This is a genomic window from Providencia sp. CIM-Carb-044, from assembly GCF_033901115.1.
Classification (GTDB): Bacteria; Pseudomonadota; Gammaproteobacteria; order Enterobacterales; family Enterobacteriaceae; genus Providencia; species Providencia hangzhouensis.
In genome coordinates, this window is sequence record NZ_JAXADV010000006.1 from 82,038 (window position 1) to 98,448 (window position 16,411).

Here is a 16,411-nt window from a genome sequence, read left to right on the forward strand (position 1 = left end):
TCCTTGAGTTATTCCCTGTGACCGTAGTAGTTGTATTCATAACGAGTTGTACGTAGCTTCACGCCACTTTCTACCGCCCAAGCTGTCGAGTATTCAATTAAGCTACTCATGCGCTTCTTGCCCATCTGAGACGTGCTCTCGCGAATGTTTAATAGCTCGCCTTCAATGCCACGAATTAGTGGTGATTCTTTCGCTCCCGTAGTAACCATCCAGTGACCAGACACAAAGACGTTCTTCCACTGCCATAATTTCAGTGGCTCATTGTTGAGTGTCATTTGCTTTGACACATCACCACATAGCGCATGAAACATGTCATTCTGCGGTAGTGTTCGGCTGGATTCTGAGATTTTTACTTCTAGGGGGAATTCTTCGTTGAGGGGTAGAGCATTTATTGTGGCTATTAGGTTTTCACGTATTCGTTTATTTCTTAGAAGAAACTTTGTGGCTTTCTCCAAGTTAGCCTCCTATTGACGATAAATCATAACGACTAAGCCGCCTTTGGTTGCAACCTTAATAGTCTGGTTATCTTTAATTTCGCCCAGTTCAAACGCATCGTACAATTCATCAATTGCCGCTTGCTTGCGTTCCTTTGACTTTCGTTTAAATAGCTTGCTGAAAATCAAACTTACGAACCAGCAAAACGCCTGTGTAACAATCCACACGTAGCCCATCATTGATAACAACCCAACTATCCATTTGTATGTTTCATCACTCACTGTTAGCTCTCCTGTTCCATGCTGCGCCACCCTCTCTCGGCAATGTATTCCAAAAGTGAATCGCTTGTTCGCTTGATAATCCGTAAGCGCCAGCCATTCCACATCTAGGGCAGCGGATATATTTAAAATTTGGTGCTGCTGATTTCTCATCTAGCAAATCGTTATTGCAAAACGGGCATTTCTTGAGCTCGTTCATCATTCACCCTCTGGCATTGGTGGGAGTTCGTGCCAATACTTGATGTTTTCTAATCCCACCCCAGATAAAAACTCACCATCATCCCATTTGCCGTCAAAGTCGCTGATGTGCATGATGTGAAGCATGGTTCCCAACTTAACAATTACTGGCTTACCAACTTCTGGCATTTTGTCTGAACACTTAACCCAATTAGTTCCCTGCATTAGATGCCTCCCGTTGGCTTTTTGCTGTGCCTGAATTGCCGAATGTGTAAATCACTTTAGGTAGTCCGTTACTGCCGCGAATCTCATTCATATATTGAAAAAGCTCATGATTTTCTAACACTCTAGCCACGACACTAGCTCTAATAAATATTCGGCTTCTGTTAAGCCTCCTTTTGCGAGCCGCCATTATTTCACGCCATCGCTTTCTATCTGGATATCCAGCAGCTGCATGCGCCCTAGCTGAAATGATATCTTTGTGATTTTTCCATGCTGCCAATAGCTCTGTTAACGTTGTTCCTTTCATCACTCAACACCTCGTCCAATTATTGATGTTTTCAAGCTCCGCGACTGATGGGATTTCTTTGTTATCCCAAACTTCATTAAAGTCACTGATACGCATGGCGTAAAGCATGGTTCCTAGTCTTACCATTACATGGCTTCCGGTCTCTGGCGTTTTTTCGCTACGTTTAGTTTCCTGCATCACTTGTTACCCCACGCCCAATCAATAAGCTTTTTTGACGCCCATAAATAAAATCCAACCGCTGCCAATGCTCCGTTAAAAATAAGCAGGTCAAAAGCTAGTCTTTCAGTGTTAAATTCAGTGATGGTCAGAAACATGAGAAGCAGGAATAGATAAAAAATCATACAAACGATAATTGCCCTATAGTTCATCTAGAAGTCCTTATGATTTGGTGTGTTAGGCTGCTTGCTTGCGCCATAACTCCTGTTGAAATACTTTTGCCCCATTGACTAGCATGTCGTTAAAATCGCCTGTTCCGTCAATCCATCGGACGCTGACTTTTTCAACGTCGTTATTACTAAGGATGTTTCGATTGCCACACTCAAAAGCGGCTGCTAGCCCTGTGCCGTTGCTGTCCGTGTCTGCAAATATGATGAGGTGCTTAACACCTTTCGGCGCTCTAAACTTACGCATGAAATTGGCATTAAGCGTTGACCAAGTGTTACAGCCGTAGACTTGCTGACATGAAAGAGCCGTTTCTATCCCCTCGGCAATCCCCAGCGTTGATGCTACTGGGCTCATTCGAATGGCAATAGAGCCAGCAAAATCTAAATAGTTATCTTCCTGTAGTTTGGTAAGGCGTTTATTTCCTTCAAAATTTGCCTTTTTTTCACCATCCAAGAACGTCCTATGCAGATAACAGCCAGCACCACGATCATCTGTTGCAATTGACCAGAGCGAAGTAAATCCATTTTGTTGTGTGTTACTGTATCTGACGTGCTGAGATGGTAAAACGTTGATCCCCCTGCTCATCAAATATCTATGAGCTGATGTATCTTTAAGTGGGATTAGTGAGGCGAACCTTGCGATAACTTTTGAACGAGTGGCTTTTACATCTGATTTTGTGCGCGGTACTGCTTGACCTGAATAACTGTTCCCGATTAATCGATCTATCTCACTGGCTAAAACTCTAAAATCTTTTTGCTGGGTAAGTTCCAGTAGCTTCCAGCCATCACCAGCACCACATGAGCATATCCAAGTTCCCTTACCGTTTTTATTATCTATCCTGAATTTTCCTTTCTTTCCGCATATAGGGCATTCCCCTTGATAGTGTTTTTTCCCTGTGATTGGCGGTAATTTGTAATACTCAAATATCTCAGGCCATCGACCTATTACTGCCTCTACCGTCTTCACGATTACCTCCTAAGCTGAGCTTTTCCCGTATATCTTCCAAGTGTGACCTTGCTGAGGCTATTTTTTCAGCCTCTGTTTTCGGTTTTACCTCTTTTGTATTTTTCTTCGCTTGCATCTTTGCAAAAGCGATATTTTTTGAACGAATGTAATTACTAACTTCGGGTGTTATCTCTTGCGGTGTATCATGTAATCCACGAGGCCATACCCCGAATTTTTTCTTGTACGTGTGAGCGCACCAACCATCAGAAATAGGCTTGCCTGATATCTCACGCTGTTTTTGATAAAACTTGATTTGTGACCACCAACTTTGTTTTTGCTCTTTGGTGAATATCTGTTCACCCGCTTTCAGCTTTTTGAGTTCGCGTGTTTCATCGACTTGAACGTTTTCCCCCATCAGTGGTTTAAATCCACACTTAGGGCAAACGTAAACGCCTGCGGGCTTCATGTAGTGACAAGATGGGCACTCTTTAGGTTTTTTCTCTGCCTTGACCTGATCTCGGTAGCTGCTTTGTGTTTTCATGCCATCGTTTTTGTTTTGCAGGTCGTCGTATTCAATTTCATCAGGGAACCCGAGAAGGTGAACAGAACCTGAGTGATCAAATATCAAGCATTTATCTTTACCTGGTGCAGTACGCAATCCCCTACCAAGACACTGAACCCAGCGGATTTCCGATTTTGTTGGCCTCGCGTAGATGATGCAGCGAACGTCACTATCGAACCCTGCAACCAAAACACCAACGTTAACGATGATTTTTGTAGATCCACTCTCAAAACGGTTAATAATCAACTGCCGCTCATCGTGTGGCGTGTCTGCGGTCATAACCTCTGCGTTGACCCCCGCTCGGTTAAATTCCATCGTGACGTAGTTTGCATGGCTGACATTGACGCAAAAACAAACCGTTGGCCTGTCCTCGCCATGTTCTAGCCAAAACTTAACGATATTCCCGACCAAATCAGAATCGCCCATGATTTTTGCTAACTGCTCCTCGTTGTAGTCATTGCCAAATGCCGATAGTTTTGATGTTTTTACACCGCTAACATCGGGATTATCTGGCGCGTAAAATTCATAAGGACTCAAATCACCAATTTCGATTAACTCCTTCATCGTCGTTGGTTTAATCAGTGTTTCGTAGTATTCGCCCATCCAACTAGCAAAGGGCGTCCCCGATAACCCAACCACACGAATATCCGTATCTCGGATAATTTCGAGTATTTTTTTTCGCTTCATGTGGGCTTCATCGATGATGAGTAAATCAATGTTGTCAGGGAATTTGCGGCGAATTAACGTGTCTGCAGATGCAATTTGAATCAACTTGCTGGGGTCATACAGTGGGTGGTCGCGCCACAAGTAACTGATCTCATCGACTGGCAGTCCGTACTCAACAAACCGTGTTGCAGTCTGTTCAATCAGCACTGTGTAGGGGGCGACAAACATGACCCTCATCCCTCTAGAAACTAAGCCGTCAGCCACGAATGCGGCTATCGCGGTTTTACCAAATCCAACACTTGCAGAAAGTAACATCGTTCGGTGTTGATTCCAGTTCTTCCTGAGCATATCCAGTGCAGTGACTTGCTTAGCTTTTGGCGTTATACTGAGCATGATTAATTCCTTTTTGCGTTACGCCCGTCTACCTCCCTCAAGGTTTTTCGGGCTATTCCCTCAAGTTTTTTTGAGTTAATGGCTTCTGCTGCGTCATTAAAATCAATAACCTGAGCACCTTTCCTGTCCATCGTGTAGTAACATGATTTCGATATATTCCAACTCCTCCCTCCCCAGTTAAACTCTGGGTTTATTGCGTATATGCCACGCTTAAACTTGATTAACCCTACCGCCTCAAGCTCTTTGTTGGCTCTCTGAATACTTCGCGATGTGACGTTTAACTCGCTTGCAACCTCTGCCGAAGTCGCAACAAAACGCCCATGCCGCCAGTCACAATTCTCAACGATATGTCCGTACAGCTCCGTTGCTACGGGAGACAATCCAGCCATTCGTTTGAACAGCTCCTTGGCTTTAAAAACGCGTGACCATTTGTGCATAAAATCGTAACCTATTGATTTTTAACAAAGCGACCGAACCTGTCGCAAAAAGCGACAAACCCTGTCGTTTTGACGTTATTTAACTATTTGATTTTTAAGAAATTTTCAAAATACCCTTCCTTGTCCTTATAGGGGTCAAGTTAGAACTCGGATTTTCTTTTTTTTGGTTTTTGAATCAGATACTTATACCTAGTGCCATGTGTCAGCATTGCTACACTTTCCAAGGAACAGGCCATATTTTTGTATTGAATTCGGTGATTCAGGCGACGCCTTGAGATGGTTGGTTCATCTGGCCAGTGCCTTGTTGAAAAACTCTCGGTTCGGAAACATATCCATCGAGGTAGGAAGAGTAGTTTTTTACAAAGTTCCTTAACCGTGTATTTGCAGCCTTTCTACCAGCATTTATTTTTTTGTAAGGTATAGGCTCATCGTCAAAATGTTCTTGATAAACCTCAGAATATTTAACTGATACCTTTGGCCTTACTGATGGCCTTAGCCTCAATAACATTTCCTTAATCCATTTCTCATCCTGTTCAAAATAGCAATTTGGCATTAAAATATTGACGTTATACTCATAATTATCCATATTCTTTTTTAACCTCATGAAATTAAAGCCCATTAAATTTTTATTAATGAGATTATCTATGAGTAATCAAATTACTTGACTAATACTGATTATTCGTCCAGTATTAATGGGTAAATAAAATTAAATGTTTAAACTGATTTGAGCCTCATCATTCGCCGTGGTTGAGGCTTTTCTTTTAACCTTTCCCTTCCCTTCAAGAGCCTGAATAATCCTTTCTGCATAATCACCTTCAAGAACAACTTTCGTTGGCTTATCGCTGATGTTTACCGAATCAGGCGGCAATCCGAACTTACTCACCAACTGGCAAGCTAAATCGAATATTCTGGCTTTATCTCGACTGGATTTTGATGGGTGTATTCCTAGCGCCTTAGCGAGTCCGTTATTACCGACTGAATACATTTGTTGAATGTAAAACGTCATCAATTCGTTTGATGAGCACTCTACTTTGATATTTTTTGCATTTTCCATAGTCTATAGTCCTTTTAGATACAGTTAGTCCGTGACTCACGATCCAGTGAGTGTGTATTACTTTTTTATATAGCTGAATGGGTGTTGCCACTTCGGTACATTGTCTCCTTAGAGATACGCCGCCCGCCCGACAATATACTGTGCCGTTCAGTTACTACTTTGTTTTTAATCTTTATTAAGCTGCCAGTTCAGGCCAGTTCTTTTCCCAATCATCTGGGTAGAGGTCTTTTCTGGTTACTTTTGAGTTACTGTTAACTTCAATTGCCACACATAAGGCAACTCCTAGTTTTGAGCCCTTTGCTAAAGCTTTTCTGAGGTAACCAATTGAAGTTCCGCATTTTTTAGCAAACATCTCTTGCTCAGAAACAGAAAGGGAATTTAGGAATATCCGTAATTGTTCCATTTGTTGTCCTTGTTTACCTAAACATAGAATAAATATACCTACAGGTAAATTAAATATCAATACCTATAGGCAATTTACCAGAAGGTATTTTTGATAGATGATTTAGTTATGAAAGATGAAAATGATTTGTATGAAAAAAGACGTCAAAAACTAGCCGAACTTGTTTCCCGATATGAGACGCAAGAAGAGTTTTCTCGTGTTATAGGCAAGGATAAGTCATATGTATCTAGGATGCTGTATCCACCGACAAAGTCTGGTTACAAGAGAATCGGGGATAAGATGGTTTTAGCTATTCAGAAAGCATTAGGACTCCCTTCTGGATGGATGGATGGTATAACAGAATCAGAATTTACCCCACCACAACATAATGATAAGTTCAAGGTTGAAATACTAGACGTAGAAGCGAGTGCAGGTGCTGGCGTGATGGTTATCGATGATTTTATCGAGACTATCACGGCTATTGAGTATTCAGCGGATGAAGCAAAACGATTATTTGGTGGTAGACCTTCAAATACGATAAAGATGATCACTGTAAAAGGTGATTCGATGGCTGAAACGTTCGAACCTAGGGATCAGATATTCGTAGATATAACCACAAACTTTTTTGATGGTGACGGGATTTATGTGTTCGTATTGGATAACCAGCTCTACATAAAGCGATTGCAGAAACAGTATAAGCGCCTAGCAGTTATATCTGACAACCCTAGATATGAAACTTGGTATCTAGACGAAGATGCTCTTAATGGGCTTTATATATGTGCTAAGGTGCTAGTTAGCCAGTCTATTACTTATAAATTCCACGGCTAACCCAATGGCCTGACGACACGTTTTAGGATTTTAATAACAAAGAGATCTTTACAATGCCAAAAGCACAAGGTATGCAGATGGAACAAACAGAAAACGATCAAACTAGTGCTGAGCAAGGCCAGTTATTTCAGTTGGAATTTACGGATTTTACACCATCTAGCCTTGGTACAGTTCACTTATCTGGTTTTGCTATTGCTTCTGATGAAATGGAATATGCGATAAAAAGTATGAATAGTGGCATACCAATACCAGTATCAAACCCAAATCAAGTTCCAGCTTCTGAATGGTTTTGTACGTGTTTAGCCGAATTGTGTGGCATTGCAACTCCAGTTTGTAAAATACTGAAGTGTTTATCTAATGGTGAATATGTTTTTGGTTCTAGAATTGAATTGGCAGCTTGGAAAACGGGGTTAAATGACGTTCAATGGATAAATATCCTATCCAGTGCTAATGATGGATTAAAAAGACAAATGTGGGCTATATATGCCTTTGACCAATTTGTCCATAACGTCGATAGGCATTTCAATAATTATTTATATATGCAAAATACATTAGGGAATACAATCGTTAAAACTTTTGATTTTAGTTTAAGCTCATTTGTTATTGGGTGGCCGAGAACAACTTCTAGAACACTCCCTACTGATTCAACAACATATTGTAACTGGTTATTTGCAAAGAATTTTCTTGGTGATTCAGACCAATTTAAGGCATCAGCTCTTGCTGTGTTGGATAAAATTGAGAAAATTGTCAGCTCTAAAATATCTGATATACTTGATAGTATGCCAGAGCAATGGATGCCAAATCATCACAAGGAACATTTTATAAAATGGTGGGACAGCGAAGAACGGCAACTAAGAATAGAAGCTATCCGTCAGGAGATAAATTCATGAATACATACAGGTACAGCCTAATAAGACTTACCCCTAATTTTGAAAAAGGGGAGACTATTAATGTTGGACTCGTTGTGTATTTAAATCAAGGAATAGATGTAAGGATAATAAACAGCGAGTCTAAATTAAAAGCTATAGATACTAATTTAGATCTTCATTACCTAAATGATTTAACTGACTCGTTAGTCCATCTTTCTGAATTAGTTGAGGATGTTGAGTTATTGCCAAAATTATTTAAAGGGTCTCTATCACTATCAAGTTTTGGTATGTTTTCAGTTTCATCAAACGAAACGTACGACGATAAAATTAAGAACTTAATGGATCGCCTTATAAATCCTCATAAAAAGAAATACAAAAGGGTTAAAAGAAATATATTCTTCGATATAAAAGAAGTATTTAAAAAACAAGGTATTCTTGGGCAATCAGAAAGTGACATCTTTAATCATAAGGTTGTAACTAATTTTACCATTAGCCATGATGAAGGTTTGGTTGCTGACTTTCTACTAAAGAATGGAAAGTATCACTTAACCGAAACGATAGATTTTAGAGCTGAAAATATCAAGAAACAAATGGGTGAAGCTGCCGTTAGTGCTATTACTATCAGTAAAGCAAACGAAGTTTACCTAAATAACATAGATTCATTTGTTATATATGCAGCAGAGACTATTGCTCAAGAACAAAGCGCAAGAAAACAATTAAACCTCTTAGAAAAGCATTGTGATAACCTAATTAACTCATATAGCAAATCAGACATGGATTTTTATTATGACAGAATGCTTAATGCAGCACATGATATATTAAGTAATCAATAGCCCTATTTCACCCCAGCCCTCCCCGCGAGGGCTTTTTTGTGCCCGCAATTCCCCTCTAGTGTGATTTTCCTCGCAAGATAAATAATTGTTGAAAATAAATTTCCTGAAAAAACAATCAGGTAAACTTTTTGCGTTAAATTGTTTACCTTTGGGTATTTACTTTTAAATTACCTGTAGGTATATTTTAATCATCGAAGGGCAACCTGAGATAAAAATAGTCGAACGGCGCGACTTTAAACCATGCGTCGGGCACTCGGCGGGTTCAGGTAAGAACGGCAATGAGATGCACTACAGATTACTTATGAAATAACAATATTTGCATAAGTCATTTGATAGGAGCAGCGCATGAAAACGAAAGTTACCTGTCCGTTGTGTCTAAGGACATTTGACCCGCGATTACCAGTTATGCACATCAGCAAGTATCACAAAGATGCTACTGATGCTCAGTTAACGAAGATCAGAAACGTTCGCAGGAATGCGACACACGCAAGCAAGCACGGCTACGCAAGCCGAGCAGTGAGTTCGGGGTGACGGCGAGATAAAGCCCAAGGATGGGCTAGCCACAAAGAACTCTAAGTAATTTAGTTTTCCAATTAAGCTTTTCTAGATACTTATCCTCAACACCCATTTTTATCTGGGCTTTGAGAGTAGCTATCGGAGAAAGTGAAGACCACGGAGTCGAGTCAGACGCTTCGATTTCGAGGATTCTATCAACTAAATCGCTGTCATCATACTTTGATTCGATGGTGAATAACTTTTGGTAATCAAACGCCTTACGCTTAGCTTCACCAGATTTTTTACCGAATTGACATGTTGACTGTATAGCTGTCAATGCAGCAATTAACACACCAAAAACAAAGGTGTTTGCCTGCAAAACAATAGCAGAGCCGAAAATAAAAATAAGAATGGATATTAACTTATCCACCCTCCCTAAAGCTGTCGAGTAAAGCTGCTCTAAATAGTGCGAGTAGATAACTCTATCAATCAAATCATTTCGGCTCATAGCAATTCCTTATTTTTTACCTCCGTCACTTGGTGTAGATGGCGGTGGAGGTGTTGGTCTAATTGGTTTCGGGTTTAAGTGGTTTGGAACAATATCACCTTGTGATGCGTAATTAACTTTAAGCATTTCAAGTCCTTTTTATTTACGTTGTGGTGATTGAATTATACACAGATTTATTGCGTTGTGGTAAATGCGATGAACCTCTGCCGCCTGAGGAGGTTAAGACAGTTCAGGCAATCATTACGGAGGAAATATGAACTCTAAGAAGCGACAGGAAAGGCTACGCAAGCCGATTAGGAGTGATGGAAGCATCACAGCAAGGGGGTGAATATGGAATACGATATCGAAGAATTCGACGAGCATCCAGACGATGACATGAGTCAATATCAGGACTATCCGTATGAATACGACTATTGACACTAGCAAATGGTGTAGCCAGTTCAAAAAATGCAAAGGCTGCAAGCTTGATTCTGAGTGCATGGTTAGGCCGGAGGAAATGGCTCTAGTGATGGAGGATGGATTAATTATTGATAAATGGGCGATACGCACAACTGCAATGATAGCAAGAGAGCTTGAGCAGCAGAAAAACGAGCGCAGTTAACTAATTACAGTCCATCAAGGTGGACTGTGGTGAGTTGATTAATAGATAGGAGATAGAGATGGAAACAATACCAACAGGCGCTATAGGTCACACCTACAGCGATGGCGACGAGTTAATTAACCAGCCTAACAAAGAGATGCTACCTGCAATTTTATCATCAGCAAAAGCGCATCAGAAACACGCTGACCACTTTTTACGGGTTGGCGCTATGCATGGTAATCCAGCTTTAATCATCAAGGGTCACTTACACAACATCGTATCCAGAACTTTATGTAACGTGCTTGGCTTGTATGACTGTAAATCGATTGAGTTAGGTGAGTTAGTCGAAGGTACGCAAGACAGGCTTTCTGAAAGTAGTGGAATCCATCAATTTGATGAAACAATAAAAACAATCATCAAATTCGCATCGTTAGATGATGATGACGTTTAGTTAATAACGGAGGGAGTATGACAGATAAAACAGGTGGTGCGGCTTTTCCAATTCCAGCAACAGGGTTACATGGCACTCATACAGGTATGAGTTTACGTGACTATCTAGCTGCTAAGGCTATGCAAGGTGATTGGGCAACAGAGCGCATGGATAGCGGTTATTGGTCACAGGATGACATTGACGCCATTTTCAAGGATAAAGCTGAAACCTACTACCGCATGGCAGATGCAATGTTAAAGGCTAGGAGTAATAAATGATTTCTATATCTGACTTAATTAATGAAATCGGAAGTGAAAATATATCTTTCCAGCTTTTATCAAAGACTATAACTGCTATAAAAGAAAGCACTGATAACACGACAGTCTCTTTTGTTACTGATGCTGATTTAGATGAAGAAGCTTTGGTTTTGTGGGTAGATAAAGATGTTTTTAATGAAGCATATGCAATATTAAAGGCTAGGGGGTGATATGGAGTTTAAAGGAACGCCTGCGCCTTGGAAACACACCATAAGAAATGCCAATGAAATAATGACAACTTTTCACGGAGTGACAATTGGTGATGTTTATTTAGATATCACAACAGCCAATCAGAAAGCAGACTCCCATCTAATCGCAGCAGCACCAGAGTTATTAGAGGCTTTGATTGAAATGCAACGCAATGGTCGCAAGCAAGGCTGGAATGACATTTACGAGTCATCAATGGAAAAGACACGCTTAGCAATCGCAAAAGCCCTCGGTCAGCAGTAACCCACCGCTTAATCATTCATATCGCTATTAATAGTGAGGAATAAGCACATAAGGAACATAGGAAATGGCAAATGAATTAGTCGTAATCGAGAAAGAAAATAGGCTCTCTATTTTTACTGAACCAGAGAAAGCTGGCAACTTATTATTAGCTATCAAAGTTAAGGCCAATCAAAAAAGAGAGGAGCTTGGCGAGCTGGATTTGTCTAAGGAGGTTAACAGAAAGAAGCTAGTTTCTTTAGCGTATGAAGTAACTCGCTCGAAAACTTATATTGAATCAAAAGGAAAAGAATTAGCCGCAGAGTTAAAAGAAATTCCGAAAAAGATTGATGCGGCTCGAGCTGAATTTAAAAGGGAACTTGATGCCTTAGCATCTGAAATTAAAAAACCAGCGGATGATTGGGAGTTAGCTGAAAAGGAAAGAAAGGCTGAGTTAGAGAGAATCGAAGCAGAAAAGCAAATGTTAGCGTGGCACGAAGAAGCGCTAGAAATGAATGAGGCTTTCGACAAGGCACTTGCTGAGCGTATCGAGTCAGATCATGAAATCGCCCTGCTCATGAATGAGAAATTCGACCGTGATTTAGCAGAAGCTAAAGCCGAAGCAGAACGCCAACGTATTGCACACGAAGAAGAGCTGAAGAAACAAGCAGCAGAGCAAGCTAGGTTAGAAGCTGAACAAAAAGCACAGCAAGAAATCGAAGCAGCAGCACAGCGCGAACGTGAAGCCAAAGAAGCCGCCGAACGTGCAGAGCGTGAAAAGCAGGAAGCCATTCAACGTGCTGAGCAAGAAGCTAAAGAAGCTCAGGAGAGAGCCGAGCGCGAGAAACAAGCCGCTATCGAAGCTGAGCGCAAGAAAGCTCTTGAAGCTGAACAAACGCGATTAGCGGAAGAAGAACGCAAACGTAAGGAAGATGCTAAACGTCAAGAAGATAAAGAGCATCGCCGAGTATTTAATCAAGAGGCATTGAAAGCCTTGGTCAGTAACGGATTTGATGAAAAATTAGCGACTGAATTTATTAAGCTAGTTGCAAGTAACCAAATCCCCCATATGACAATGAACTACTAATACCCACCGCACCAACACCAGAACCTAAATAACAATCGCTATCAATCGATAAGTGAGGGATTTCTTATGCCAAAAATTAACGAATTAAAACGTCAGGAACTCAGCTATCGACTGAATAGCGAGAGCTTCAAGGATGAAGTTAAAAACAAAATTAAGTGGGATTGGATAGCCGTTGTTATCGCCCTACTTGCCTTCATAACACTGATACCGAGGTGGATATGACGTTACACATAAATACAAAAGGTTATTACCCGTCAATAACGTTTGATAAAGACTTCAGGTTATCAATTGAAAACCATGAAGTGCAAAAAATAGAGGGAGATACGGACGCTCTCTTTACTGCAATGGATGCACCGATTGAGGAGATAGTTGATTTCCTCTTAAAGCATGAATGGACTGATGCGCTTATGGAAGAGTACATCACCAGAGGGAAAGGAAGCCTAATATTTTCGGCAGTGGCCAAGTTAAGTAAGGACGCAGCATGAGAATTTCAGAGTATGAAAACTTCGTCACCATTCCAGACCGTGAGCACCTAGCAAATCAGGATGATGAGCTAACTAATGAAATGGCTCAGCGGTTTTATGATGCCCTTCCCTCATCGGTCATACGGAAAATGACGACTCAAGAATCAGATGAAGCATGGAATGCTTTTTTTGAGGCTGCGAAAAGCGAAAGGAGGATGTTTTGAGCACATCAATAATAGAGTTTGTAAAACAGCAAGAGCAATTATTTTGCAGTGCAGTTACAGACCAATCAATAACATGGGCTAAGGAAAGCCAGTTCGCCATTCAAGCATTTCAGCGGAATAACGAACTGGCATCTGTAGCTATGAGTAACCCGTCAAGCGCGCAGAATGCAATTGTCAATGTCGCAGCTATTGGAATCACATTAAACCCAGCAAGCAAACTGGCTTATCTAGTGCCAAGGAAAGGCGTTGTTTGTTTGGATATCAGTTACATGGGGCTATTGCATTTAGCTCAAGCAACGAAAGCAATTGAATGGGGGCAATGTAAGCTAGTTCATGAAAATGATACTTACGAATCTAACGGATTAGATACACCACCAACACATAAATACAACGCATTCGGTGATAGAGGCGCGATTGTTGGTGGTTATTGTACTGTCAAAACTCCAAGCGGTGATTATCTCACGGAAGAAATGAGTTTAGCTGAGATAAAAACTGTACAGGCTGCAAGTAAATCAGCTAATGGACCATGGAAAACTTGGTGGGAGGAAATGGCGCGTAAAACAATAGTTAAGCGTGCTAGCAAATACTGGCCTCGTAGAGAACGACTAGACCAAGCAATTGACTACGTTAACACCGAAGCTGGTGAAGGTATCGACTTTAAAAGCGAACAGTCACAACCTCGTGACGTAACGCCAGCCAGTGAGCAACAGATGGACGATATCACCGCATTGATGATGAAAGTAGATGGCGAATGGAGCGATACGTTTATGGAATTCATCAGCAAGAAATTCAATCGTCCAATTACCCACCCTGAACAAATAACTGTGTTTGAAGCGAACGTAATCATCGACATGCTAAGGAAAAAGGCAGAAGGAAAATGATTAGCAATGACATCATTCTAAGCAAAACAGGCATCGATTTAACCAAAGTAGAGCAAGGAAGCGAAGAGTGGTTGTCAATCAGGTTAGGTGTTGTGACTGCCTCTGAGGCATGGAAAGTCATATCCAAACCAAGGTCTGGCACTAAATGGTCAGACACAAAGAAAACATATTTAAACACCCTTATTGGTGAAGTTTGCACGGGAGTTTACAAGGAAGTATCAGCAAGGACGCTGGAATGGGGTAAAAACTACGAGTTAGAAGCAAGGATGACATTCGAGTTTTACACCGGATTAACGGCAAAGGAAGTGCCAATAATATTCAAAGACGAGCAACTACGGATAGCTTGCTCACCAGACGGCATTTGCAGTGATGGCTCAGGGTTAGAGCTTAAATGCCCGAATAACACGGACGTATTTATCGACTTAGCATTGAACGGAATCGATGCAATGAAAAAGGAATATGTGGCTCAAGTTCAATATTCCATGTGGGTTACAGGTAAGGACATCTGGCACTTTGCAAATTTTGACCCACGAATGCCAGCAGGGAAAGAAATCGCATATTTCCCTGTCGAGCGTGACGAAAGCATGATGAAAGAATTCGACGAATTAGTCCCCGAGTTCATTGAAGTAATGGATCAGGGTTTAAATAAATTAGGCATTCAATTTGGCAATCAGTGGGGTAAGCCATGCTAAACGAAGTAAATATTATTGGTCATCTTGGTAATGACCCTGAAATTAGATACCAACCTAGCGGTGACGCTATCGCAACTATGTCTATCGGATGCTCAGAGCGTTGGAAAGACAAGAAAACGGGCGAGCAAAAAGAAAAAACTGAATGGATACGTGTTGTTGTGTTTGGAAAATTAGCTGAAAACGTTGGTGAGTATCTTAAAAAAGGATCGCTAGTTTTTGTGAAAGGAAAATTCAGAACTAGAAAGTGGCAAGACCAATCAGGGCAAGATAGATATTCGACTGAGGTCACTGTGGGCATGGATAGCATCGTGAAGTTTCTAGACAAGAAACCACAGTCACAACAAACACAACAACAAGGTGGATGGGGGCAACCACAACAACCAGCCCAACAAAGTAATGAGCCACCGATGGATTTCTCAGACGATATTCCGTTCGCTCCTATCGGACTCCCCTACCCACGACACGCTATTTATATGATTTAACCAAAGGATATAACCATGAAAATAGAAAGCACTATTCTGAATGTGCTAAGTAACGCACGCGCAGAAGAAAATAAATTATATTTAACTGGAGAGCTTGATAGAAATATATATTTAAAAACAAACAAAGTATTAGAGGCCGCAGGAGCTAAATGGAACAAAAAAATAAAGGCTCATTTGTTTGAAAGTGACGCACAAGAAAGAATAGACCAGATTATATTAACAGGAGAAATAACAATACCTAAAGATGATTTTGAGTTCTTCCCTACACCGCCTGAGTTAGCAAAAAAAGTAATTGACCTAGCAGAAATAAAGTCCGGAATGTCAGTATTAGAGCCTAGTGCAGGAATTGGAGCATTAGCGAAAGAAGCCACTGCTGTAGATGGGGTTAGTCTGAGTATGTATGAATTAAATCCTGAACATAACAGGCACTTAAAATCACTAAATATAGGCTTTGTTCATGAAGCATGTGACTTCTTAAAATCAGTTCCCGTTGAAAGTTTCGATAGAGTTATTATGAACCCACCGTTTGGAAAGCAAGCTGATATAAAGCATGTAACGCACGCGCTCAAATTTCTAAAGCCTAACGGAATTCTTATAGCAATAATGTCTTCATCAATAACATTTAGAACAAATAAATTAACTCTTGAGTTTTTGGAATTACTTAAATCTAGAAATCACGAAATTATTTCTCTTCCTGAAAAGAGTTTTTCCAGCTCAGGAACAAACGTAAATACAGTAATATTAAAAGTAATTAACTAAATAAATACGGACTCAGTGCAAGGATGCAAACAGGAGATAGATATGACTATTGAACAGTTACAAGAAGAAAACACAAAGTTAAAACAAGCCATCACTGATATATACCGCAACTGTGAAGAATGTGAATTTGATGGAAGCGGTACTTATTATGCAATAGAGCAAGACCACGTTAATGATGCGTATGAGCTAGTAAACCCAACGTAATAATTTAACTCGCAGGGATGCAATGAAAAGGAATATATATGAGAGATTCATTTAACTTTTTGGCGATCACAATACTGTCATTCATTTTTG

Annotated in this window: 30 protein-coding genes; 17 read left to right on the plus strand and 13 right to left on the minus strand. The window is 40.5% G+C overall.

All coding sequences use genetic code 11. The features are described from left to right. Nucleotides 1–8: 8 nt before the first annotated feature. The 12 genes from SJ312_RS13315 to SJ312_RS13365 all read right to left on the minus strand — a co-directional run bounded on the left by SJ312_RS13315 (nucleotide 9) and on the right by SJ312_RS13365 (nucleotide 6,263). Nucleotides 9–455, minus strand: a complete 447-nt coding sequence (locus SJ312_RS13315) for a recombination protein NinB (protein ID WP_004916478.1) — start codon at nucleotides 453–455, stop codon at nucleotides 9–11. 9 nt (nucleotides 456–464) lie between these two features. Next, nucleotides 465–746 carry a DUF4752 family protein gene (locus SJ312_RS13320; protein WP_413776560.1) on the minus strand — a complete coding sequence of 94 codons (282 nt, stop codon included), beginning with the start codon at nucleotides 744–746 and terminating at the stop codon, nucleotides 465–467. Then, complete coding sequence (locus SJ312_RS23510) at nucleotides 709–915, minus strand: Lar family restriction alleviation protein (protein WP_413776561.1); 207 nt, start codon at nucleotides 913–915, stop codon at nucleotides 709–711. The genes SJ312_RS13320 and SJ312_RS23510 overlap by 38 nt, the downstream gene beginning before the upstream one ends. Next, nucleotides 912–1,115: a DUF551 domain-containing protein gene (locus SJ312_RS13325; RefSeq protein ID WP_046334329.1), complete on the minus strand. Its 204-nt coding sequence runs from the start codon at nucleotides 1,113–1,115 to the stop codon at nucleotides 912–914. The genes SJ312_RS23510 and SJ312_RS13325 overlap by 4 nt, the downstream gene beginning before the upstream one ends. Continuing rightward, nucleotides 1,102–1,419, minus strand: a complete 318-nt coding sequence (locus SJ312_RS13330) for a hypothetical protein (protein WP_210789267.1) — start codon at nucleotides 1,417–1,419, stop codon at nucleotides 1,102–1,104. Before SJ312_RS13330 ends, SJ312_RS13325 begins: the two co-directional genes overlap by 14 nt. Nucleotides 1,420–1,422: 3 nt before the next feature. Next, the gene (locus tag SJ312_RS13335; RefSeq protein WP_319867971.1) at nucleotides 1,423–1,596 is read right to left on the minus strand and encodes a hypothetical protein; all 174 of its coding nucleotides are present in this window, start codon (nucleotides 1,594–1,596) and stop codon (nucleotides 1,423–1,425) included. Nucleotides 1,597–1,812: 216 nt separating this feature from the next. Continuing rightward, nucleotides 1,813–2,769: a primase-helicase zinc-binding domain-containing protein gene (locus SJ312_RS13340; RefSeq protein ID WP_319867972.1), complete on the minus strand. Its 957-nt coding sequence runs from the start codon at nucleotides 2,767–2,769 to the stop codon at nucleotides 1,813–1,815. Next, entirely contained in the window at nucleotides 2,732–4,369 is a 1,638-nt protein-coding gene (locus tag SJ312_RS13345) for a DEAD/DEAH box helicase (RefSeq protein ID WP_318576254.1), read from the minus strand. The genes SJ312_RS13340 and SJ312_RS13345 overlap by 38 nt, the downstream gene beginning before the upstream one ends. A 2-nt stretch (nucleotides 4,370–4,371) precedes the next feature. Further along, nucleotides 4,372–4,758, minus strand: coding sequence for a hypothetical protein (locus tag SJ312_RS13350; protein WP_232006069.1), 387 nt, complete (start codon nucleotides 4,756–4,758; stop codon nucleotides 4,372–4,374). A gap of 307 nt (nucleotides 4,759–5,065) precedes the next feature. Further along, nucleotides 5,066–5,392 carry a hypothetical protein gene (locus SJ312_RS13355; protein WP_071243402.1) on the minus strand — a complete coding sequence of 109 codons (327 nt, stop codon included), beginning with the start codon at nucleotides 5,390–5,392 and terminating at the stop codon, nucleotides 5,066–5,068. Between the two features lie 120 nt (nucleotides 5,393–5,512). After that, the gene (locus SJ312_RS13360) at nucleotides 5,513–5,860 is read right to left on the minus strand and encodes a hypothetical protein (protein WP_319867981.1); all 348 of its coding nucleotides are present in this window, start codon (nucleotides 5,858–5,860) and stop codon (nucleotides 5,513–5,515) included. 175 nt (nucleotides 5,861–6,035) lie between these two features. Beyond that, nucleotides 6,036–6,263, minus strand: a complete 228-nt coding sequence (locus tag SJ312_RS13365; protein WP_063693416.1) for a transcriptional regulator — start codon at nucleotides 6,261–6,263, stop codon at nucleotides 6,036–6,038. A gap of 108 nt (nucleotides 6,264–6,371) precedes the next feature. Between SJ312_RS13365 and SJ312_RS13370 the strand changes: the two genes are divergently transcribed. Genes SJ312_RS13370 through SJ312_RS13380 form a run of 3 tightly spaced genes read left to right on the plus strand, consistent with a single transcriptional unit; the run spans nucleotide 6,372 to nucleotide 8,772 of the window. After that, the gene (locus tag SJ312_RS13370) at nucleotides 6,372–7,070 is read left to right on the plus strand and encodes a helix-turn-helix transcriptional regulator (RefSeq protein ID WP_196573089.1); all 699 of its coding nucleotides are present in this window, start codon (nucleotides 6,372–6,374) and stop codon (nucleotides 7,068–7,070) included. A 53-nt stretch (nucleotides 7,071–7,123) separates the two neighbouring features. Beyond that, nucleotides 7,124–7,960, plus strand: coding sequence for a hypothetical protein (locus SJ312_RS13375; RefSeq protein WP_319867983.1), 837 nt, complete (start codon nucleotides 7,124–7,126; stop codon nucleotides 7,958–7,960). Continuing rightward, the gene (locus tag SJ312_RS13380) at nucleotides 7,957–8,772 is read left to right on the plus strand and encodes a DUF3037 domain-containing protein (RefSeq protein ID WP_319867985.1); all 816 of its coding nucleotides are present in this window, start codon (nucleotides 7,957–7,959) and stop codon (nucleotides 8,770–8,772) included. Before SJ312_RS13375 ends, SJ312_RS13380 begins: the two co-directional genes overlap by 4 nt. Nucleotides 8,773–9,328: 556 nt before the next feature. Here the strand turns inward: SJ312_RS13380 and SJ312_RS13385 are convergent. Next, nucleotides 9,329–9,775 carry a hypothetical protein gene (locus SJ312_RS13385; RefSeq protein ID WP_319867987.1) on the minus strand — a complete coding sequence of 149 codons (447 nt, stop codon included), beginning with the start codon at nucleotides 9,773–9,775 and terminating at the stop codon, nucleotides 9,329–9,331. Nucleotides 9,776–10,175: 400 nt separating this feature from the next. Between SJ312_RS13385 and SJ312_RS13390 the strand changes: the two genes are divergently transcribed. The 14 genes from SJ312_RS13390 to SJ312_RS13455 all read left to right on the plus strand — a co-directional run bounded on the left by SJ312_RS13390 (nucleotide 10,176) and on the right by SJ312_RS13455 (nucleotide 16,321). Beyond that, nucleotides 10,176–10,376 (plus strand): antirestriction Ral family protein, encoded by a 201-nt coding sequence (locus tag SJ312_RS13390; RefSeq protein ID WP_319867989.1) that lies wholly within the window; start codon nucleotides 10,176–10,178, stop codon nucleotides 10,374–10,376. Between the two features lie 58 nt (nucleotides 10,377–10,434). Further along, nucleotides 10,435–10,806: a hypothetical protein gene (locus tag SJ312_RS13395; RefSeq protein WP_319867991.1), complete on the plus strand. Its 372-nt coding sequence runs from the start codon at nucleotides 10,435–10,437 to the stop codon at nucleotides 10,804–10,806. Between the two features lie 17 nt (nucleotides 10,807–10,823). Further along, nucleotides 10,824–11,063 (plus strand): hypothetical protein, encoded by a 240-nt coding sequence (locus SJ312_RS13400; protein WP_319867993.1) that lies wholly within the window; start codon nucleotides 10,824–10,826, stop codon nucleotides 11,061–11,063. Continuing rightward, a complete protein-coding gene (locus SJ312_RS13405; protein ID WP_129467332.1) occupies nucleotides 11,060–11,272 on the plus strand; it encodes a hypothetical protein in 213 nt (70 codons plus the stop codon). The genes SJ312_RS13400 and SJ312_RS13405 overlap by 4 nt, the downstream gene beginning before the upstream one ends. A gap of 1 nt (nucleotide 11,273) precedes the next feature. Next, nucleotides 11,274–11,552, plus strand: a complete 279-nt coding sequence (locus SJ312_RS13410; protein WP_319867995.1) for a hypothetical protein — start codon at nucleotides 11,274–11,276, stop codon at nucleotides 11,550–11,552. Between the two features lie 64 nt (nucleotides 11,553–11,616). Next, entirely contained in the window at nucleotides 11,617–12,615 is a 999-nt protein-coding gene (locus SJ312_RS13415; protein WP_105881164.1) for a hypothetical protein, read from the plus strand. Between the two features lie 66 nt (nucleotides 12,616–12,681). Further along, nucleotides 12,682–12,837, plus strand: a complete 156-nt coding sequence (locus tag SJ312_RS13420; protein WP_161595417.1) for a hypothetical protein — start codon at nucleotides 12,682–12,684, stop codon at nucleotides 12,835–12,837. Beyond that, a complete protein-coding gene (locus SJ312_RS13425; RefSeq protein WP_048606419.1) occupies nucleotides 12,834–13,100 on the plus strand; it encodes a hypothetical protein in 267 nt (88 codons plus the stop codon). The genes SJ312_RS13420 and SJ312_RS13425 overlap by 4 nt, the downstream gene beginning before the upstream one ends. Next, nucleotides 13,097–13,303, plus strand: coding sequence for a hypothetical protein (locus SJ312_RS13430; protein WP_272519564.1), 207 nt, complete (start codon nucleotides 13,097–13,099; stop codon nucleotides 13,301–13,303). The genes SJ312_RS13425 and SJ312_RS13430 overlap by 4 nt, the downstream gene beginning before the upstream one ends. After that, nucleotides 13,300–14,184, plus strand: a complete 885-nt coding sequence (locus SJ312_RS13435) for a RecT family recombinase (RefSeq protein WP_272672193.1) — start codon at nucleotides 13,300–13,302, stop codon at nucleotides 14,182–14,184. Before SJ312_RS13430 ends, SJ312_RS13435 begins: the two co-directional genes overlap by 4 nt. Continuing rightward, the gene (locus SJ312_RS13440; protein ID WP_413776562.1) at nucleotides 14,181–14,876 is read left to right on the plus strand and encodes a lambda exonuclease family protein; all 696 of its coding nucleotides are present in this window, start codon (nucleotides 14,181–14,183) and stop codon (nucleotides 14,874–14,876) included. The genes SJ312_RS13435 and SJ312_RS13440 overlap by 4 nt, the downstream gene beginning before the upstream one ends. Next, the gene (gene ssb / locus SJ312_RS13445; protein WP_319867999.1) at nucleotides 14,870–15,358 is read left to right on the plus strand and encodes a single-stranded DNA-binding protein; all 489 of its coding nucleotides are present in this window, start codon (nucleotides 14,870–14,872) and stop codon (nucleotides 15,356–15,358) included. Before SJ312_RS13440 ends, ssb begins: the two co-directional genes overlap by 7 nt. 15 nt (nucleotides 15,359–15,373) lie before the next feature. Further along, nucleotides 15,374–16,117, plus strand: a complete 744-nt coding sequence (locus SJ312_RS13450; RefSeq protein ID WP_154635705.1) for a methyltransferase — start codon at nucleotides 15,374–15,376, stop codon at nucleotides 16,115–16,117. 42 nt (nucleotides 16,118–16,159) lie between these two features. After that, nucleotides 16,160–16,321: a hook protein gene (locus SJ312_RS13455; protein WP_154622819.1), complete on the plus strand. Its 162-nt coding sequence runs from the start codon at nucleotides 16,160–16,162 to the stop codon at nucleotides 16,319–16,321. Nucleotides 16,322–16,411 lie beyond the last annotated feature (90 nt).

Excerpts from the sequence above, each read along its gene's own strand:
- SJ312_RS23510 (WP_413776561.1), bottom strand. The coding sequence starts at position 915 with ATGATGAACGAGCTCAAGAAATGCCCGTTTTGCAATAACGATTTGCTA.
- SJ312_RS13325 (WP_046334329.1), bottom strand. The coding sequence starts at position 1,115 with ATGCAGGGAACTAATTGGGTTAAGTGTTCAGACAAAATGCCAGAAGTT.
- SJ312_RS13330 (WP_210789267.1), bottom strand. The coding sequence starts at position 1,419 with ATGAAAGGAACAACGTTAACAGAGCTATTGGCAGCATGGAAAAATCAC.
- SJ312_RS13335 (WP_319867971.1), bottom strand. The coding sequence starts at position 1,596 with ATGCAGGAAACTAAACGTAGCGAAAAAACGCCAGAGACCGGAAGCCAT.
- SJ312_RS13345 (WP_318576254.1), bottom strand. The coding sequence starts at position 4,369 with ATGCTCAGTATAACGCCAAAAGCTAAGCAAGTCACTGCACTGGATATG.
- SJ312_RS13350 (WP_232006069.1), bottom strand. The coding sequence starts at position 4,758 with ATGGCTGGATTGTCTCCCGTAGCAACGGAGCTGTACGGACATATCGTT.
- SJ312_RS13355 (WP_071243402.1), bottom strand. The coding sequence starts at position 5,392 with ATGGATAATTATGAGTATAACGTCAATATTTTAATGCCAAATTGCTAT.
- SJ312_RS13360 (WP_319867981.1), bottom strand. The coding sequence starts at position 5,860 with ATGGAAAATGCAAAAAATATCAAAGTAGAGTGCTCATCAAACGAATTG.
- SJ312_RS13365 (WP_063693416.1), bottom strand. The coding sequence starts at position 6,263 with ATGGAACAATTACGGATATTCCTAAATTCCCTTTCTGTTTCTGAGCAA.
- SJ312_RS13370 (WP_196573089.1), top strand. The coding sequence starts at position 6,372 with ATGAAAGATGAAAATGATTTGTATGAAAAAAGACGTCAAAAACTAGCC.
- SJ312_RS13375 (WP_319867983.1), top strand. The coding sequence starts at position 7,124 with ATGCCAAAAGCACAAGGTATGCAGATGGAACAAACAGAAAACGATCAA.
- SJ312_RS13380 (WP_319867985.1), top strand. The coding sequence starts at position 7,957 with ATGAATACATACAGGTACAGCCTAATAAGACTTACCCCTAATTTTGAA.
- SJ312_RS13385 (WP_319867987.1), bottom strand. The coding sequence starts at position 9,775 with ATGAGCCGAAATGATTTGATTGATAGAGTTATCTACTCGCACTATTTA.
- SJ312_RS13390 (WP_319867989.1), top strand. The coding sequence starts at position 10,176 with ATGAATACGACTATTGACACTAGCAAATGGTGTAGCCAGTTCAAAAAA.
- SJ312_RS13395 (WP_319867991.1), top strand. The coding sequence starts at position 10,435 with ATGGAAACAATACCAACAGGCGCTATAGGTCACACCTACAGCGATGGC.
- SJ312_RS13400 (WP_319867993.1), top strand. The coding sequence starts at position 10,824 with ATGACAGATAAAACAGGTGGTGCGGCTTTTCCAATTCCAGCAACAGGG.
- SJ312_RS13405 (WP_129467332.1), top strand. The coding sequence starts at position 11,060 with ATGATTTCTATATCTGACTTAATTAATGAAATCGGAAGTGAAAATATA.
- SJ312_RS13410 (WP_319867995.1), top strand. The coding sequence starts at position 11,274 with ATGGAGTTTAAAGGAACGCCTGCGCCTTGGAAACACACCATAAGAAAT.
- SJ312_RS13415 (WP_105881164.1), top strand. The coding sequence starts at position 11,617 with ATGGCAAATGAATTAGTCGTAATCGAGAAAGAAAATAGGCTCTCTATT.
- SJ312_RS13420 (WP_161595417.1), top strand. The coding sequence starts at position 12,682 with ATGCCAAAAATTAACGAATTAAAACGTCAGGAACTCAGCTATCGACTG.
- SJ312_RS13425 (WP_048606419.1), top strand. The coding sequence starts at position 12,834 with ATGACGTTACACATAAATACAAAAGGTTATTACCCGTCAATAACGTTT.
- SJ312_RS13430 (WP_272519564.1), top strand. The coding sequence starts at position 13,097 with ATGAGAATTTCAGAGTATGAAAACTTCGTCACCATTCCAGACCGTGAG.
- SJ312_RS13440 (WP_413776562.1), top strand. The coding sequence starts at position 14,181 with ATGATTAGCAATGACATCATTCTAAGCAAAACAGGCATCGATTTAACC.
- ssb (WP_319867999.1), top strand. The coding sequence starts at position 14,870 with ATGCTAAACGAAGTAAATATTATTGGTCATCTTGGTAATGACCCTGAA.
- SJ312_RS13450 (WP_154635705.1), top strand. The coding sequence starts at position 15,374 with ATGAAAATAGAAAGCACTATTCTGAATGTGCTAAGTAACGCACGCGCA.
- SJ312_RS13455 (WP_154622819.1), top strand. The coding sequence starts at position 16,160 with ATGACTATTGAACAGTTACAAGAAGAAAACACAAAGTTAAAACAAGCC.